At 71.6% G+C, this 18,325-nt stretch carries 6 protein-coding genes; all 6 read left to right on the top strand.

The window, feature by feature from the left end:
• Nucleotides 1–18 precede the first annotated feature (18 nt).
• Nucleotides 19–1,473, top strand: a complete 1,455-nt coding sequence (locus tag GA0070624_RS16270; RefSeq protein WP_091342012.1) for an L-fucose/L-arabinose isomerase family protein — start codon at nucleotides 19–21, stop codon at nucleotides 1,471–1,473.
• Between the two features lie 18 nt (nucleotides 1,474–1,491).
• Nucleotides 1,492–1,707 carry a LuxR C-terminal-related transcriptional regulator gene (locus tag GA0070624_RS16275; protein ID WP_091342014.1) on the top strand — a complete coding sequence of 72 codons (216 nt, stop codon included), beginning with the start codon at nucleotides 1,492–1,494 and terminating at the stop codon, nucleotides 1,705–1,707.
• Nucleotides 1,708–1,921: 214 nt separating this feature from the next.
• Entirely contained in the window at nucleotides 1,922–5,893 is a 3,972-nt protein-coding gene (locus GA0070624_RS16280; RefSeq protein WP_091342017.1) for an alpha-L-rhamnosidase, read from the top strand.
• Nucleotides 5,894–5,969: 76 nt separating this feature from the next.
• The gene (locus GA0070624_RS16285; protein WP_091342019.1) at nucleotides 5,970–10,697 is read left to right on the top strand and encodes a family 78 glycoside hydrolase catalytic domain; all 4,728 of its coding nucleotides are present in this window, start codon (nucleotides 5,970–5,972) and stop codon (nucleotides 10,695–10,697) included.
• A gap of 101 nt (nucleotides 10,698–10,798) precedes the next feature.
• A complete protein-coding gene (locus GA0070624_RS16290) occupies nucleotides 10,799–15,118 on the top strand; it encodes a glycosyl hydrolase (RefSeq protein ID WP_176731722.1) in 4,320 nt (1,439 codons plus the stop codon).
• Nucleotides 15,115–18,303: a family 78 glycoside hydrolase catalytic domain gene (locus GA0070624_RS16295; RefSeq protein WP_091342025.1), complete on the top strand. Its 3,189-nt coding sequence runs from the start codon at nucleotides 15,115–15,117 to the stop codon at nucleotides 18,301–18,303. Before GA0070624_RS16290 ends, GA0070624_RS16295 begins: the two co-directional genes overlap by 4 nt.
• Nucleotides 18,304–18,325 lie beyond the last annotated feature (22 nt).

The following is an 18,325-nucleotide window of genomic DNA, read 5'->3' on the forward strand; positions in this document are numbered from 1 at the left end:
CCCGAAAGGAACACGGACATGACCACCACGACTGAGCCGGTCGCCGCGAGCCCGACGCTGGCCAGCATCCCGCAGCGCCGCGTCAAGGTCGGACTCGTTGCGGGCGGCCTCGGGGCGTACTGGCCGCAGTTTCCCGATCTGCTGCCGCAACTGCAACGATCGGCGGCCCGGGTGAGCGAGAAGATGCATGCTCTCGGTGCGGACGTCGTCGACGTCGGCTTCATCTCCGACGCGCAGGAGGGTGCGGCGGCGGCGGAGAAGCTGCGCGTCGCCGGCTGCGACATCATCGTCGGCTTCCTCACCACCTACATGACCGCGACCATGCTTCTGCCGATCGCCCAGCGCAGCGACGCGCCGGTGCTGCTCATCAACCTGCAGCCGACCGAGGCGATGGACCACGCGACCTTCGACACCGGGCAGTGGCTGGCCTACTGCGGGGCTTGCCCGCTGCCGGAGATGGCCAACGCGTTCACCCGCTGCGGCATCCCATTCCGTTCCGTCTCCGGCTACCTGGAGGACGAACGAGCCTGGGCACGAATCGCCCGCTGGGTGAAGGCGGCCGGCGTACGGGCTGTGCTGCGGCGCGGCCGGCACGGCCTGATGGGGCACCTCTACCCCGGCATGCTGGACGTCTCCACCGACCTGACCATGGTGCCGGCCAACTTCGGCGGGCACATGGAGGTCGTCGAGTTCGACGACCTGCGCGTACGCGTCAACGCCGCGACCGACGAGCAGGTCCGCGCCAAGATGGCGCAGGCGCGGGAGATCTTCGCCGTCAACGAGTCCGTCGTCGACGAGGACTTCCAGTGGGCCGCCCGCGTGGCGGTCGGCCTCGACCGGCTGGTCGAGGACTTCGAGCTGGACAGCCTCGCCTACTACCACCGCGGGCTGGAGGGCGAGCTGCACGAGCGGCTCGGCGCCGGCATGATCCTCGGAGCGTCTTTGCTCACCGCGCGCGGCATCCCGGCGGCGGGGGAGTACGAGCTGCGCACGTCGCTGGCCATGCTCATCATGGACCGGCTGGGTGCCGGCGGGTCGTTCACCGAGTTCCAGGCGCTGAACTTCTTCGACAATGTGGTGGAGATGGGCCACGACGGTCCAGCGCATCTCGCGATCAGCGACGGCAAGCCGCTGCTGCGCGGGCTGGGTGTGTACCACGGCAAGCGGGGCTGGGGCGTCTCGGTCGAGTTCGACGTGAAGCACGGCCCGGTGACCGCGTTCGGCGTTGGGCAGACCCGCGACGGGCGGTACACCTTCCTGGCATCCGAGGGCAGCGTCGTCGCCGGGCCGCTGCTGCAGATCGGGAACACCACGTCGCGCGTGGACTTCGGCTGCGACCCGGGCGAGTGGACCGACGCGTGGAGCGCGAGCGGCGTGGGACATCACTGGGCACTCGGGACCGGACATCGGGTGAACGAGCTGCGGGCGGTCGCGGAGCTGCTCGACGTCGAGTTCCGCGAACTGCGGGTATGACCGGAGGGAGGCCGGCACGTGGACGCCCCAGGCGTACCACGTCCTGATCTGTCCAAGGAGGATGTGGCGCTCCTCGCGCTGCTCGCGCGAGGACTGTCGCTGGACGCCGTGGCCCGGCGCCTGGAGATGTCGGAGCGGACGGTGCGCCGGCGCACTCGGACGATCTGCGACCGGCTGGGCGTGAGCACGCCGATCGAGGCGGTGGTCTGGGCGGCCCGCCGCCATCTGATCTGACCCGCCCGGGGCCGTGCGTCCACGGTCACCGGGCGGCGGCGGGTACGTCAGGCGGCTTCCGTCGTGCCGACGTGAGGTGTCCTGACGTCCCTGCCGTCCGTGCCATGGCCGGATCCGGACATGGGGTTGTGCTGCGTGTTTCCGGAGAGTTAAGAAGTGACCGGTGTCACTTTGAAACGTTCTAATAGCTGGTTCGAGTGAGAGGACCACGGGCATGAGGCTTAGATCGGGCCGGATCGGCATCCCCGTGGCGGTCTTCGCCGCCGGCGCCGTCGCCGCCGCCGTGACCTGGGCGGCCCCCGTGGCGGCGGCTCCCGCCGCCACCGCGTCGGTCCTTTCCGTCGGCGCGCTCACCGTGGATTCACTCGCCGACCCGCTCGGCATTGAGGACCCGACACCCTCGCTGACCTGGCAACTGGCTGCCACGCGGCGCAACTCCGTCCAGACCGCCTACCAGGCACTCGTCGCGTCCAGCCCGCAGCGGATCGCCGCCGGCGACGGGGACCTGTGGGACAGCGGAAAGGTCGCCTCGAGCCAGTCCGTGGGCATCCGCTACGGGGGCAAGCCGCTGCACTCCCGCCAGCGGGTCTACTGGGCGCTGCGCGCCTGGGATGCCGACGACCGCCCGTCGCCCTGGAGCGGCGTCGGCTCCTGGGAGACCGGGCTGCTGAAGCCGACCGACTGGTCCGCCCGCTGGATCGCCAACCCCGACTGGCTCGCGCGAACCAACCCGGTCACCATCACCTTCCCCGCCCGGCACGGGCGGTACGTGCGGCTGGACGTCACCCGACTCGGCAAGCCGATCAAGGAAGGCTGGCCGTACCCCGTCTCCCGGCTGCAGCTGGCTGAGATGGAGGTGTACGGCGCGGGCCAGCTGCTTTCTCGCGACGCCGTCGCGAAGGCCTCCGAGTCCTTCGAGATCCCCGGCAGCTGGGCCCTCCAGGCCGTCCACGACGGCCGGCTGACCAGCGACGGCCCGCCGATGGGCTACACCAGTTACGAGCGGCAGTACCAGGACCTGGACGGTTCGATCTGGCTCGAATTCGACCTCGGCCGCGACACCGACGTCGACAAGCTGGTGCTGTACCCGCGCACGGACACCCTCACTGCGGACGGCTCCACGCCGAACTTTCCGGAGAACTACACGGTGCAGGTGCGGGCCGCGGACGAGACCACCGGCACGGTTGTGACCAGCGTGACCGGGCAGGCCGCACCGAAGCCGCCGGCCAAACCCGGCGCCATGCCGCTGTTCGCGAAGACCTTCACCGTGGACAAGCCGGTCGCGCGGGCCAGGCTCTACGCCACCGGCCTCGGCGTCTACGAGGCGCGCCTCAACGGCGCCAAGGTCGGCGATGCGGTGCTGGAGCCGGCCAACACCGACTACCGCAAGCGCATCGAGTACGCGACGTACGACGTGACCGGCCAGCTCCGCCAGGGCCCGAACGCCCTCGGCTTCGAGCTGGGCAACGGCATCTACAACGTGCCGTCGACGCCGGGCCGGTACCAGAAGTTCTCCGGATCGATGGGCGCGCCGAAGCTCGTCGCCCAACTGGAACTCACCTATTCCGACGGCACCGGTGCCGTCGTCGCCTCCGACGCCTCATGGCTCACCACTGCGGGCCCGACCACCTTCTCCAGCTGGTACGGGGGAGAGGACTACGACGCCCGGCGGCAGATCTCCGGTTGGGACCGTCCGGACGGCGACCGGAGCGGCTGGGTGCCGGCGGAGGAGACCACCGCGCCCACGGAAGGCAGCCGCCTCACCGCCCGCGCGGCACCACCGATCCGTGGCCAGGCGAACCTGAACGCCGTTTCCCGCACCGAGGTCGCCGCGGGCACGTGGCTCTACGATCTGGGCCGCAACATCGCTGGTTGGCCGCAGGTGACGCTGCGCGGCGCCGCCGGCTCGAAGGTGCGGCTGCGGCCGGCGGAGTCGCTGGCCAACGGCCGGGTCGACCAGGGCCAGGTCGGCTCCCCGGTCTACTTCGACGTCACGCCCGCGACGGACGCCGCCGTCACCTGGCACCCCCGCTTCATGTACTACGGCTTCCGCTACGTCGAGATCTCCGGCACGGACACGCCACCGGGGCTCGCCGACGTCCAGGGGATCGTGCTTCGGGCCGACAACGAGCGCACCGGCAGCCTTGACACCTCCGACCCGATGGTCAACCGGATCCACGACATCGTGAACACGGCCATCGACGGCAACATGTTCTCCGTCCTCACCGACTGCCCGCACCGCGAGAAGCTCGGCTGGCTGGAGGAGTCGCACCTGGTTGGCGACGCCCTCACCGCCAACTTCGACCTCGCCGCCTACTACAACAAGATCGTGCGGGACATGGAAGGCGCCCAGCTCACCAACGGCATGGTCCCCGACATCGCGCCGGAATACACCGTCTTCTCCGGCGGCTTCCGCGACGACCCGAACTGGGGTGGGGCCCTCATCCTGATGCCGTGGCAGATGTACCGCTCCTACGGCGACGCGCGGGTGCTGCGCGAGCACTACCCGGCGATGAAACGCTACATGGACTATCTCGGCAGGAAAGCGGACGGGCACATCCTCTCGTACGGGCTCGGCGATTGGGTCGCGTTCGACACGAGCACGCCGCTGGCCGTCACCGCGACCACCGCGTACTACCGGTTCGCCACCGCCATGACGCAGATCGCCGAGGCGGTCGGGGACGCGGCGGGCAAGGCCGCGTACGCCGAGCGGGCCCAACAGATCCGCACCGCTTTCAACGCGAAGTACTTCCACACCGATACCAAGAGCTACGCCTCGGGCAGCCAGGCCAGCAATGCGCTGCCGCTGTGGGCCGGCATGGTGCCCGCAGAGGCCCGGGAGGCTGTGCTCCAGCACGTCGTCGACGACGTCAAGGCGCGCGGCAACCACCTGTCCACGGGCGAGATAGGCCTGCCCGCCCTGCTCGACGTGCTCGCCGACGGCGGCCACGCCGACTTGGTCCAGGCGCTGGCCAACAACCCGAGCAGCCCCAGCTACGCCTACCAGGTGCTGCACGGCGCGACCACGCTCACCGAGCTGTGGGACGGCCCGACGGCGGGAGCCTCGCAGAACCACTTCATGCTCGGCGCCATCGACGGCTGGTACTACCGGTACCTCGGCGGCATCCGCTCCGAAGCACCCGGCTACCAGACCTTCCTCGTGCAGCCGGAGGTCACCGGCGACATGTCCCACGTACGAGCCGAGCAGCGCTCGCCGTACGGCCGGATCGTCAGCGAGTGGCGCCGCGACGGGAGGAGCCTGCACCTCGACGTCGAGGTGCCCGTCAACAGCAGCGCAACTGTCTCGGTGCCGCTGTTCGGGGAGGGCTCCGGTCGCTGGCGTGCCTCGGCGACCGCGGGCGCCACGTTCGTCGGCATCGAGGGCGACCGCGCGGTCTACCGGGTCGGCTCGGGTCGGTGGTCGTTCGTCACCCGCACCCCGGACACGCCGCCGCAGACGAGCCCGGTGGTTGTCGAGGCGTCCACCGGCCAGGCCGCGGTCGTGCCGGGCTGGACCTCGACCGCGACGTTCCGGCTGGTCAACCTCGGCGACACCGAGGTGACCGCGCGGCCGCAGGTCACGGCCTCCGCCGGCTTCTCCGCGACCCTGGACGCCGACTCGGTCATCGTGCCCGCCGGGCAGGGCGTGGAGGTTCCGGTCGCGATCGAGCGGACCGACCAGGGCACGACGAGCGGCACGGTGACGCTCGCCGTCGGTACCAGCACGGCGAGCGTGCCGCTCGTCGCGAGCACCCTCACCCGCGTCGCGGCGATGACCGCCTCCAGCACCTGGCCCGGCTTCTCGGCCGCCAAGGCGAACGACGGCGACACCTCCGCGGCGCGCTGGGACGGCGGCGCCGGCTGGAACGACGGCACCTTCCAGAGCTTCCCGGACACCCTGACCGCGACGTGGAGCCGTCCGGTCACCCTCGACCGGGCCCGGCTCTACACCCACCCCGACGCCCGCTACGCGCTGCGGGACTTCGACCTCCAGGCATTCGTCGACGGCCAGTGGCGAACGGTGACCTCGGTGCGCGGCAACACCGCCGGCCGGGTGGACACGACGTTCGCCGCCACGAGCACGACGGCGTTGCGGCTGGTCGCGCTGGCCAGTAACGACGGCCAGTTCAGTCGAGTGATCGAACTCGAGGCGTACGCCCCAGGCACCTCCCCGCCGACCACCTGACTACTGCCAGCAGCGCGAACACCTGCGAGTGGTTGAAACGGTCCAACGTTCACGAGGATCCGGAGGCACATCCGACATGAGCTCACGCACCCGGCACTCCTTCCCCTTGTTGCTCGTCGCCCTGGTCGTCTCACTGGCCCCGGCGCCCCCCGCGGTGGCCGCGAGCGCTTCCGCGCTGAGTGTGACGTCAGTGGAAACCGAGCACGCCCAGAACCCGCTCGGCATCGACGCGGCCCGCCCACGGCTCGGCTGGACCCTGTCATCGTCGGAGCGCGGCCAGCGCCAGACCGCGTACGAGATCCTCGTCGCCACCTCGCCGAGCCGGCTCGAGTCCGGCGAAGCGGATGTCTGGGACAGCGGCCGCGTCAGCTCGGGCGCCACGTTCGACGTGCGCTACGCCGGCCCGGACCTCGCGTCGCGGACCCGCTACTGGTGGCGGGTCCGCTCCTGGGACGCGCAGGGCCGCGCCTCAGGCTTCAGTGCCCCGGCCTGGTTTGAGACGGCCTTCGTCGACGCGAACCAGTGGACGGGCTCGTGGATCGGCGCGCCGGTAGCCACCGCGGACAAGCCGAGCCTGCAGGGCGCGTCCTGGATCTGGTATCCGGAGGGCGATCCGGGCAACTCCGCGCCCGCGGCCACCCGGGTGTTCCGACGTGGCTTCTCGGTGCCCTCGGTGGCGGAGCTGGCCTCGGCCCGGCTGGTCATGACCGGCGACGACGGCTTCACCGCGTGGATCGATGGCACCCAGGTCGCCAGCGCCGACCCCCGCCCGGAGCTGGAAAGCTGGCGTACCCCCGTTGTCACCGACGTCACCTCGGCGGTCCGGGACGGTGCGAACGTGCTCGCGGTGGCCGCGACCAACGGCCGGGTCAGCCCTGCCGGCCTGCTCGGCCGGTTGGAGTTGCGCTTCGCCGACGGGACGACGACCCGCGTGGACACGGACGGGACGTGGCGGTCGGCCACCGGGCCCGCCGACGGCTGGCAGCAGGTGGGCTTCGACGACACGGCCTGGCCGGCCGCGAAAGTGATCACCGCCTGGGGTGGCAGCCCGTGGGGCCAGGTGGCGGTGGCGAGCCCGACGGCGCCGGAGCCGTTGCTGCGCAAGGAGTTCGCGGTGCGCGACACGCCCGTGCGCCGGGCGCGCCTCTATCTCAGCGGCGTCGCGTACGCCGAGGCCACGCTCAACGGCCGACCGACCACCGACACCGTGCTCGAACCGGGTTTCACCCGCTACGACAAGACCGTCCAGTACGTCACCCGGGACGTCACCGACATCCTCCGGCCCGGGACGAACGCCGTGGGAGTACGGCTCGGCCGCGGCTTCTACGGCATGACCCAGGCCAACGTCTGGAACTGGCACACCACCTCGTGGACCGGCGAGCCGCGGGTGCTCGGCCAGCTGGAGATCGAGTACGCCGACGGCACGCGGCAGGTGATCGCCACCGACGGATCGTGGCGCACCGCCGAGGGGCCGGTGCGGTACGACTCGCTCTACGGCGGCGAGACCTACGACGCCCGCACCGAGCAGCCCGGCTGGGACACAGCCGGCTTCGACGCCGGCACCTGGCGGCCGGCCGTGGTGCTCACCGCCCCGGCGGGACGACTCGTCGCCGAGAGCCAGGAGCCGATCCGCGTCACCGAGACGCTCCGCCCGACCAAGGTCACCTCACCGCGCTCCGGCGTGTACGTGTTCCACCTGCCGCGCAACGTCGCGGGCTGGGCGCGCATCCGCGTGCAGGGAGCAAACGGCACCAAGGTCACCTTGCGCTACGGCGAGACGCTCGACGACGCCGGTAACCTCGTGTCCGCCAACGGTCTCGTCACCGGCCGCTTCCAGACCGACGAATACGTGCTCGCCGGGCGCCCCGAGCCGGAGCAGTGGGAGTCCCGCTACACCTACAAGGGCTTCCAGTACGTCGAGGTGACCGGCTGGCCCGGCACCCCGACCGTCGAAGAACTCGACGCCCGCGTCGTGCACACCGACCTCGCCTCGGACGGAGACTGGTCGAGCTCCCAGCCACTGTTCGAGAAGGTGCGTGAGCTGACCCGGCGCACCGTGCTCAACAACGCCCATGGCATCCCCACCGACACTCCCATGTACGAGAAGAACGGTTGGGCTGGCGACGCGCAGCTCATGGCCGAGACCGACATGTTCGAGTTCGACATGCGACGGTTCTACGAGAAGTGGCTGGGCGACATTCGGGACAGCCAGGGCGCGGACGGCCTCGTGCCGGGCATCGCGCCGGACAACGGCTGGGGGCTGGGGTGGCCCGGCCAGGCGCCGCCGTGGGATGCGGCGTACGTGCTGATCCCGTGGGCCATGTACGAGCGCTACGGCGACCGGGACATCCTCGCCGCGCACTATCCCGACATTCGCGAGTACATCGAGTACGAGATCGGGCGCGCACCGGCTGGTTTGCACTCGAGCTCGCTCAACGACTACCTCGCTCCCGGTTACGGCGGAAACAGCCCGGAGGACCCGACCCTGGCCGGCACGGCATACGCCTACGCGAACGTCACGGCGATGGCTCAGATCGCGGACGTCCTCGGCAAGGACGCCGATGCCTCGCGCTACCGGGCAGCAGCGACGAAGATCCGTGATGCTTTCAACGCGGCGTTCCTGCGCGGAGACGCGTACGTCACGTCGTCCGACCCGGGTTACCGGCAGACCAACAACCTCCTGCCGCTCGCATTCGACATGGTGCCGGCGGACAAGGTGGACGCCGTCGTGGCCCGTCTCGTGCGGGAAATCGGCGTCAAGGGCGACCACCTCGACACCGGCGCGTTGGGAACGAAGTTCCTGCTCCCCGAGCTGACCCGCCGCGGCTACGGCGACCTGGCCTACCGGATCGCCACGCAGCGCACGTACCCCTCCTGGGGCTACTGGCTCGACAACGGCGCGACGTCACTGTGGGAACGGTGGGACGTCGGCGCGCGCTCTCGTGACCACGCCTTCCTCGGCGGCGCCATCGGCGAGTGGTTCTACGAGGACCTGGCGGGTATCCGGCCCACCGCGCCCGGCTACGAGCGCTTCGACGTGACACCCCAACTGGTCGACGACCTCACCTCCGCGTCGGCGCGTATCAACACGGTGCGCGGCGCGGTGGCGAGCGCGTGGCGCAAGCGCGGGGGTGGTGCGCTCGACCTGGACGTGACGGTGCCGGTGGGGGCCACTGCGACGGTGTCCGTCCCCGCCGCCAACCGCTGGGCGGTGACGGAGAGCGGACGCCCCGCGGCGGACGCGCCCGGCGTGACCTTCGTCAAGTTCGCGGGCGGCCGAGCGGTGTTCTCCGTCGGCTCCGGTACGTACGCCTTCCGAGTCAGTCCCCACGCTGCCCGGATCGGCGCGGCGATCGACGCCGCCTCGGCGCTCGGCGACGCCGTCACCAGCGCGGACCTCACCGCAGGCCAGCGCGGCTACGCAGACGCGCGCACCCGCAGCATCGCCGAGGCGCTGCGCCAGTCGCTGGAGAAAGCCGCGCGCGGCGACATCGACGTGGCCGGCCAGCTCGTGCAGCAGACTCTGGCCGCCGAGGCGCACCTGTCCCGGTGGCTCGCGAAGCAGGACGGGCTGCCCGACGCGGATCGGCAGCGCCTGGACCAGGCGCTCTCCGCGCTGCACAAGACGCTGTCGGAGGCGTCGGCTGTGCTGCTCGGCATCACAGTGGAGCTGACCGGCGCAGATGACCCGCTGGTCGCGGGCAGCACGGCGCGGCTCACCGCGGTCGTGCGCAACAGCGGCGCGGCGCCGGTGCGCGACGTCCACCTGGTGGCGAGCGTGCCGGACGGCTGGATGGTTCGTCCGCCCGGCGACTCCGGCGCCGGTGCAATCCGCCCTGGGGACACCTTCTCGGTGCCGCTGGACGTGACCGCGCCGTTGTCCGCGTCCGCAGACAGCGTCCCGCTGCACCTCGCGCTGGGTTGGACCGCCGGCGGCGGCACCGCGGACACCGCATACGACGAGTTTCTCGCCGTGCGGCCCGCCGTCACGGTCGGGACGCCCCGCGCCGATGCCTGGCCCGACCAATCCGGCATTCCGGTGACCGTCGACGTGCCGGTTGCCAACGCGGCCGACGTGGCACTGGCCGGCACGGCGGAGGCGAGCGCCCCCCAGGGGTGGACGCTGTCTCCGGCGACAGCACAGCTGCGCGTCCCGGCCGGTGGCACAGCCAACGTGCAGCTCCGGCTGACACCAACCGGGGAGGCCATACCGCCGAGCGCGGACATCGCCCTGTCCCTGACGCTGCATCCCGAGGGGCGTACAGACGAGCTGCGCCTGCCGGCCACGGTAAGGGTGGGCAACCTGGCCCGTGGCCGGCCGGTCGGCGCCGCGCACAGCCTGGAGGTCGCCAACTGGTCCACGAGCCTGCTCGTGGACGGCAAACGCCGCAGCGAGGACTCGGCCAAGGGCTACACCAGCAACCCGGCCTCGACCAGCCGCGACGCCGTCGAGTGGGTGTCGGTCGACCTGGGCGCGCCGACATCCCTGGACCGGGTTGTGCTCTGCCCGCGCACGCAGACGCCGAACGACAACGGTGTGTCGGCGGACGGGGCAGCCTTCCCCCGCACGTTCCAGATTCAGACCTCCGACGACGGGTCGACGTGGAAAACCGTCCGGACGGTCACGGATCACGTGCAGCAAGGCACGACGCCGCAGGCGTACACGTTCGACGGCGTGACCGCTCGCTTCGTCCGCGTGTATGTGACGGTGCTCGGCGAGCCGGCGGGCGATGACGCGCAGCGGGGTCTGTACCGGCTCCAGCTCGCCGAGCTCGAGGCGTACGGGGCGCAGGTCAAACCATGAGCGCCCGAATTCAGCGATCGAGGCCGTTGGCGCCGCACCGGGTGAGCGGGTGGCGACGAGCCCGGTCAGGCGGCAGTTTCCGAGTGACCAGAGGGGATGTCATGGCGCGACGGTTCATGAGCTGGACGGCGGGTGGCGTGGCCGCGCTGCTCCTCGCGGCGACCGTCCCATTGGCCGCGGCGGCCAGCCCGAGCGGCGGGCAGCCCGCGTGGGACGGGAAGACCGGGCGGCTGGATCCGGCCACGTTCCGGAGCCCGCCGACCACGGCTCGGCCGCACGCCTTCTGGTTCTGGAACGGCAAGCTCACCGAGGACGAACTGTCCCGGCAGCTCGACGAGATGAAGGCCAAGGGTGTCGAGGAGTTCTTCATCCACCCGCGGCAGGGCCTGGGCGGGGATTTCGGCGTCACCGAGAACAGCTACTACCTGTCGAAGGACTACTTCGACAAGGTGGGCTTCGCCCTCGCCGAAGCCGAACGCCGTGGCATGAAGGCCTGGCTCTACGACGACCTCAACTGGCCGAGCGGCTTCGCCGGGGGCCGTACGGTCAAGGGCGGCGACGTCGACGGGAAGGCGGTGTCCGCCAATCCCGACTACCTGCCGTGGTATCTCACCCCGGTTGCCAAGGACGTCACCGGGCCGGCGGACTACGACCAGCCGGTACCCGTGCCGGTGCCCGCCGGTTGGTCGGTCAGCGACGGGGTCCTCACCGTCAACGGCGGGGAGATCGGCCTGGCGAAGGAAGGGGCCGACTGGTCGGGATACCGGATGGAGTTCGACCTGACCGTCGACGCGCTGGCCGGCGGGTGGACCCTGCACAGCCGGGACGCCGCCAACCTCGTCATGGTCAACCTGACGACCACCTCCCCGTTCAACCCGGAGGCCGCTTCGACGTTCGGCGTGCACGTCCGAGTGAACGGGGCGTACCAGCTCATCGGCGCCCGTATCCCGGCCGGAACGACGATCCGCGACGACGAGCGGCACCACGTCGCGACCGACATCCGCGGCGACACCGTGACGCTGTTCCTCGACGGCCGGGAGGTCGGCAGCCGCAGCGATCCGCGAATCGCCGCGCTCGCCAAGGGTCGCGTCGGCCTGCGGTCCGGCCAGGACGAACGGGCCCACTTCGACAACCTGAAGGTCACCGCGCTCGACGGCGGAGCCATCCTGCTGGCGGACGACTTCTCAGCGGGCCTCGCCCGGTGGGACGTCACCCAGTCGCCGGCGTCGTCGCTCGTCGCCGCCGTCGCCCTGCGCAAGCGCGGTGACGGCAGCTGCGTGACCGGCGGGCAGGCTCGTGGTAGCGCGCTGGACGGCGACACGGCCGTCGAGCTGACCGGCAAGGTCGGCGCCGACGGACGGCTGCGCTGGGACGTGCCGGAGGGCCGCTGGTGCCTGCTGCACCTTGTGCAGCGGCCGCTGGTCAACTACCACCCGGACCTCGAGCCCGACCAGCCGTACGTCGACATGCTCAACCCCAAGGCGACACAGAAGTTCATCGACATCACCCACGAGACGTACGCGCGCCGGTTCGGCGGCCACTTCGGCTCGACGATCCAGGGCATTTTCAACGACGAGCCGGGCTTCTACAACAACTTCCCGGACAACCGGGGAGGCATCGACTCGCTCGGCTCAATCCCGTGGACGCCGGGATTCCGCGACTACCTGACCGGCAAAGCCGGGTACGACCTCACCGCCCGGCTCGCCGCAATCTGGTACGACAGCGGCGCGGCGACCACCAAGACCAGGATCGACTACTACGACGCGCTCTCCGACCGCTACAACGAGGCGCACACCAAGCCGCTGGCCGACTGGGCCGCGGCACACCACATCGCCCTGATCTCCAACCCCCTGGTCGAGGAGGACCTCGGCAGCCACCGGCTCATCGAGGGCGGCAGCTGGTTCGAGATGAGCAAGCACTACCAGCTGCCCGGCATGGACCTGATCAGCGGCCTGGACACCAACGTCATCACGCCGAAGCTGAACTCGTCGGTGGCGCACCTGTTCGACCGTAAGCGCAACCTGGCGGAGACGTTCGGCGCGTTCGGGTGGGACCTGTCGATGGAGGAGATGAAGCGCACGGTCGCCTGGGAGGTGGCCGGCGGCGTCGACCTCATCGACAACCACGCCTTTTACTACTCGATCGACGGGCAGCGGCGCTTCGAGTCGCAGCCGAGCGAGTTCTTCCAGAACACGTTCTGGCCGCGCTTCGGCGCGTACGCCTCTTTCACCGGCCGCCTCGTCGAGCCGGCTCGGGGAGCCACCCCGGTGAACCCGGTCGGGCTGCTCTATCCCAGCTCGTCGGTGATGGCGGAGGGGACGCCGTGGACGGTCCGCGGCTTCGCCGGCAACGGGCCCGGGCTGAGCGAGGTCGACGGCTCGTGGAAGGGCACGTCCAACGCCCTGCTCGCCGCGCAGCTCGATTTCGACTATCTCGACGAACTCGCGCTCGCCGGGGACCCGGACCTCGACGTCGGGCTCACCGTCGACCAGGGCCGGCTGCGGCTGCACGACCAGACCTTCCAGGCCCTGGTCATGCCGAAGACGACTGTGCTGTCGCTGGAGGCGCTAGCCGCCGCCGAGCGGCTGGTCGCCCAGGGCGGCACGCTCGTGGCCGTCGACGGCCTACCGACCCGGGAGGCGGAGGGCCGCGACGCCGAGCTGCGCCAGCGCCTGGCGGCCCTGTTCGGCACCGACCCCGCCGCACCCTCGGCCGCCCGCAAGACCAGCGCCGCCGGCGGACTCGCCGTCTACCTGCCGTCCCGCGCCGACCTCGCCGCGACCCTGACGGATCGGATCGACCCCGGCGTCACCCTCTCGCCGGCCAGTCCGGACATCCGGGTACGGCACGTGAAGCGGGCGGCGGACGACGCGGTGCTCGTCACCAACCTCTCAGCCGCGACGGTACGCACCGACGTGACGGTCAGCGTGCCGCAGGTGCCCGAGATCTGGGACCCGGAGACGGGCCGGACCGACGTCGCCCCCGTGTTCCGGCTCGGCGACGAGCAGGTGACGGTGCCGATGCAGTTGCGGCCGTACCAGGCGACCTGGCTGGTCTTCCGGCCCGGCGCGCATCCGATCGGCCAGACTCCGCACGCCACCGCCAGCAACGCCGCGGTCTCGCAGATCACCGCGGACGGCGACGCGTTGCGGGCGCGGGTCGCGGTGGAGCGCACCGGCGACGTCTACGTCACCGGACGGTACGGCGGGAAGACGTACGGGGGCAGCGTGACGGTGGACGACCCGCTCGCGCCGATCGCGCTCGACGGTCAGTGGCAGTTCCGGTTCGACCGGGAGGGCGCACCGACCGTGAGCCGAACGCTCGGCTCGTGGACCGCGCTCGACCCGGCGTTCTCCGGCACCGGCGTTTACCGCCGGGACGTCGACATCCCGGACAGCTTCCTCACCGACGGGCGGCGCGTTCTCCTCGACCTGGGCTCGGTGCGGGACCTGGCCGCGGTCTCGGTGAACGGGTCGCCGCCGCGGCACGTTGACTGGCAGCCGTACACGGTGGACGTGACCGACCTGCTCCATGCTGGCGCGAACACGGTCGAGGTGCGGGTGACCAACACCCAGACCAACGCCTTCGAGGGCCGGGCCAATCCGTCCGGCCTGCTCGGGCCGGTGGTCCTGCGCCCCCAGCGCGTTCTCGACGTCGCGCTCGGCGAGGGGGAGCAGGTCCGCTCGCTCGCCCTGGCGGCGGCGCCCGCGTCGGCGCGGGTACTCGCCGGCGGGAGCGTGCAGCTCGCCGCGGTGATCGACGGGATCGCGCCGGAGCGGCTCTCCGGCACGCTCGCCGTCTCCGCGACCGACGGCTGGACGGTCCAACCCGCATCGCAGCGCTACGACGCCGCCTCGTCGGGGACGCCGGTGTCGCTGCGGCCCACCGTGATGGTCACCGCCCCGACGTCGACCGCCGACGGCACGTACGACGTGCGGCTGACCGCGGCGGGCGACGACGGGCGGACGGCGACCGCGACCGTCCAGGTGGTGGTGGCGCATTCGCTCGTGGCGTGGGAGTTCGCCCACGACGGGGACGCCGAGGGCTGGACGGCCGCCAACCAGCTGACGCCGTTCACCGTCTCCGGCGGCGTGCTCGCCACATCGGCCACCGGGGGCGATCCGTACCTGATTCAGAGCCAACCGCTCTCGCAGAACCTGGCACAGGGCCTCACCGTCGAGGTGACCATGGCGACGTCCGCGAGCAGCCAGGGGCAGATCTTCTGGACGACCGCCGCCCAGGGCGGGTTCTCCGAGGACAAGAGCGCGAAGTTCGCCGTGACCGGCGGGCCCACCCGCACCTACACCGTCACGATTCCGGCACAGGGCACGCGGCTCACCGGCCTGCGGCTGGATCCCATGACGACCCAGGGCGACATCCGTATCGACGCGATCAGGATCCTGCCCGGAGGTGGCGCATGAGCCCGTCAATGGACCGCCGGCGATTCATCCAGCTCGGCGTTGCCGGCGGCGCCGCGGCCGCGCTCGGTGGCCTCGACCTGCTGAGGTCACCGGCGGCCGTGGCGCAGGCGCCCGCCGACGTTCCCAGCGGGCTGCTCACCGCCCTGCTCGACGACCCGCTGGGCATCGTCGATCCCCACCCGCGGCTGTCCTGGATCGTTCCCGCCGACGGGCCGCGGGCGACGCAGACGGCCTACCAGGTGCAGGTCGCCCGCACCCGGGACCGCCTGCTCGAGGAAGACCTGGTCTGGGACAGCGGTCGGGTTGCCTCGGCCGATTCGACGGCCGTGCCGCTCGGCGGCCCGCCGCTGGAGTCACGCGGCGCGTACTGGTGGCGGGTGCGCACCTGGACCACCGGCAACCTGCCGTCGGGATGGTCCCCGCCGCAGCGCATCGTCACCGGGATCGGGCCCGAGTGGGCGGCAATCCCCGTCTGGGCCCCGGCGCCGCCACCCCCGCCGGTCCTCGGCGACGGTCGGTTCGCGGTGACCACGGTGATAAAGGAGAAGTCGGCGGGCCTGGTGTTCCGGGCGGCCGACCTCCGCAACAACTACCTGTGGCAGCTGATCGCCGGACCGACCGGCGTGCTGAAGACCCACGTGCAGGTCAACGGCGCCTACCGGGTGCTGGCCGAGCACCCGATCGGCCGCGCCGTCCCGCTCGGCACGCCCATCCCGGTCGAGATCGAGCTGGCGGGTACGCGCATCCGCACCTATCTGGACGGCCAGCTGGTCGACACGACCGAGGACCCGACGTACGCGAGCGGCACGGTCGGCTTCCGCAACGGCGGCTCGGAGTCGCAGACGTACGACGACGTCACCTTCACCGGCCCGTCCGGCACGGTGCTGCTCGCCGAGGGCTTCTCCCACGGGCCGGGCGCCTTTCCCGGCGGGACCGTGCAGAACGGCGCGCTGGCCGTCGCCCGCGGCCAGCAACTCCTGGCCGGCCCGGCACCGGACCACTGGGCGGCGCTGCGCACCGAGGTGCGGCTGGCCGACAAGCCGATCGAGTCGGCCATCCTCTACCTGACCGGACAGTCCCCGGACCCCATCCGGCAGTACGTCTACTCCGCCTGGGTCAACGGCGGGTTCGTCGGCTCGGGCCCGACCCGTGCGCCGGCCGGCGAACCGCGGTACCACTCCTATGAAGTGACCGCACTGCTCCGCCCAGGCGAGGCCAACGCGCTCGCCGCCCTCTGCTACACACCGGCCGACCAGCGGTTCCTCGCGCAGATGGAGGTCCGCTACGCGGACGGCTCCCGCCTCACCGTCGGCACCGGTGCGGACTGGCGGGCCAGGAGCGGCGGCCGCTGGCTCCCGGCCGCGGGGGACCTGCGCGGTGGCTACTACACCGCACCGCAGGAGTTCATCGACGCCCGGGAGGAGCCGGTCGGCTGGCTGTCGCCCGGCTTCGACGACTCGTCCTGGACGCCGGCAGCCGAGCGGGCGCCGATCGACGGACTGCTCCCGGCCCAGACACCGAACCTGCGGCGCGAGGCCGTCACCCCGGCCGCCGTTCGGCGAGTCGGGGACGGCCGATGGATCGTCGACCTCGGCCGGGAGATCGTCGGCGGCCTCGCCCTCGACCTCGACGGGGCGTACGCCGGGCGGACCGTGGAGATCCGGCTGGGGGAGGAACTGTCCGGGCCGGACACGGTCCGCTACCAGTTGCGCGGCGGCAACGTCTACCGCGAGGTGTGGACGCTGCGCGACGGCACCCAGCACCTGGAGCACTGGGGCTACCGAGGCTTCCGCTACGCCGAGCTGATCACCGACCCGGCGCTGGATCTCAGTTCCGCGGTACGGGGGGTCGCGATCCGGCTGCCCTGGCGGGCGGACGACGCCGCCTTCCGCTGCTCGGACGACGACCTCAACCGGGTCTGGGAGATGTGTCGCTACTCGATCGAGGCGACCCGGCTGGACCTCTACCAGGACACCCCCACGCGGGAGCGCGGGCCGTACGAGGGCGACGCGTACGTCAACCAACTCTCCGAGTACGCGACGCAGCGCTCGTACGCGCTCGCCCGCTGGTCGAACTCCTACCTCGCGCGGCGCCCGACGTGGCCGTCGGACTACCGGCTGATGTCGGTGCTGTCGGCATGGCTGGACTACCTGCACACCGGCGATCCGGATCAGCTGGCCCGCGACTGGTCGCTGTACGTGGAGAAGAACTTCGACGAGTTCCTCGCCGAGGACGGCCTGCTGCACAAGCCGACGTCCGTGGGTGGCGTCTCCGACCTCGTCGACTGGCCGGTCAGCAACCGCGACGGATACGTGCTCACCACCGTCAACACGGTGGTCAACGCCTTCCAGTGCGCGGCCTTCGCCGCCTGCGCCGAGGTGGCGCGGGTCCTCGGCAAGGCGGAGGAGGAACGCCGGTTCGCCGACCTGGCGGGCCGGCTCCGGCAGGCGGTCAACGAGCAGCTGATCGATCGGCCGGCCGCGGCCTACCGGGACGGGCTCAGCACCGCCCACCGGGCCCAGCACGCTACCGCATTCCCGATTGCCCTGGGCGTGGCCGACGACGCCGACCTGCCCGCGCTCGCGGCCACGCTGGCCAGTGGCGGGATGCGGATGAGCGTGTACGGCGCCCAGTTCCTCCTCGACGCGCTCTACCGCGGCGGGCGGGGCGATACCGGGTACGCGCTCATGACGAGCCACGCCCGGGAGAGCTGGCTGCACCTGATGGACGATCTCGGCGCGACGATCGTCGGGGAGGCATGGGACCCGGCGCTCAAGCCGAACATGACGTTCTCGCACGCCTGGGGCTCGGCACCCGCGAACGTCGTCATGCGACGCCTCCTCGGGGTCACCGTCACCGCGCCGGGGGCGGCGCAGGTGGACGTACGGCCACAGCCCGGTCCGCTGGAGTGGGCGGAGGGCCGCGTGCCGACGATCCGGGGACCGGTCGGGGTGCGCGTCGACCGCCGCGACGGCTACCGGCTCGACGTCGACCTGCCGCCGAACGTCCACGGCCGCATCCTGGTGCCGCTCGACGGCTCGCCGCCGCAGGCCTTCCACGTCATCGGCCCGGGCCCGCACCCGGAGCGCACCGTCGTCGACGGCCACCTCGTGCTGAGCGGCGTGGCACCGGGCCCCACGACCGTGATCCTCGACCAGCGCCCCCAACCCGCCGCTGCCGGATGAACGACCGCCACTGCCCCCGCCC

Source organism: Micromonospora rhizosphaerae, assembly GCF_900091465.1.
GTDB classification, from domain to species: domain Bacteria; phylum Actinomycetota; class Actinomycetes; order Mycobacteriales; family Micromonosporaceae; genus Micromonospora; species Micromonospora rhizosphaerae.

Excerpts from the sequence above, each read along its gene's own strand:
- GA0070624_RS16285 (WP_091342019.1), top strand. The coding sequence starts at position 5,970 with ATGAGCTCACGCACCCGGCACTCCTTCCCCTTGTTGCTCGTCGCCCTG.
- GA0070624_RS16290 (WP_176731722.1), top strand. The coding sequence starts at position 10,799 with ATGGCGCGACGGTTCATGAGCTGGACGGCGGGTGGCGTGGCCGCGCTG.
- GA0070624_RS16270 (WP_091342012.1), top strand. The coding sequence starts at position 19 with ATGACCACCACGACTGAGCCGGTCGCCGCGAGCCCGACGCTGGCCAGC.
- GA0070624_RS16280 (WP_091342017.1), top strand. The coding sequence starts at position 1,922 with ATGAGGCTTAGATCGGGCCGGATCGGCATCCCCGTGGCGGTCTTCGCC.
- GA0070624_RS16295 (WP_091342025.1), top strand. The coding sequence starts at position 15,115 with ATGAGCCCGTCAATGGACCGCCGGCGATTCATCCAGCTCGGCGTTGCC.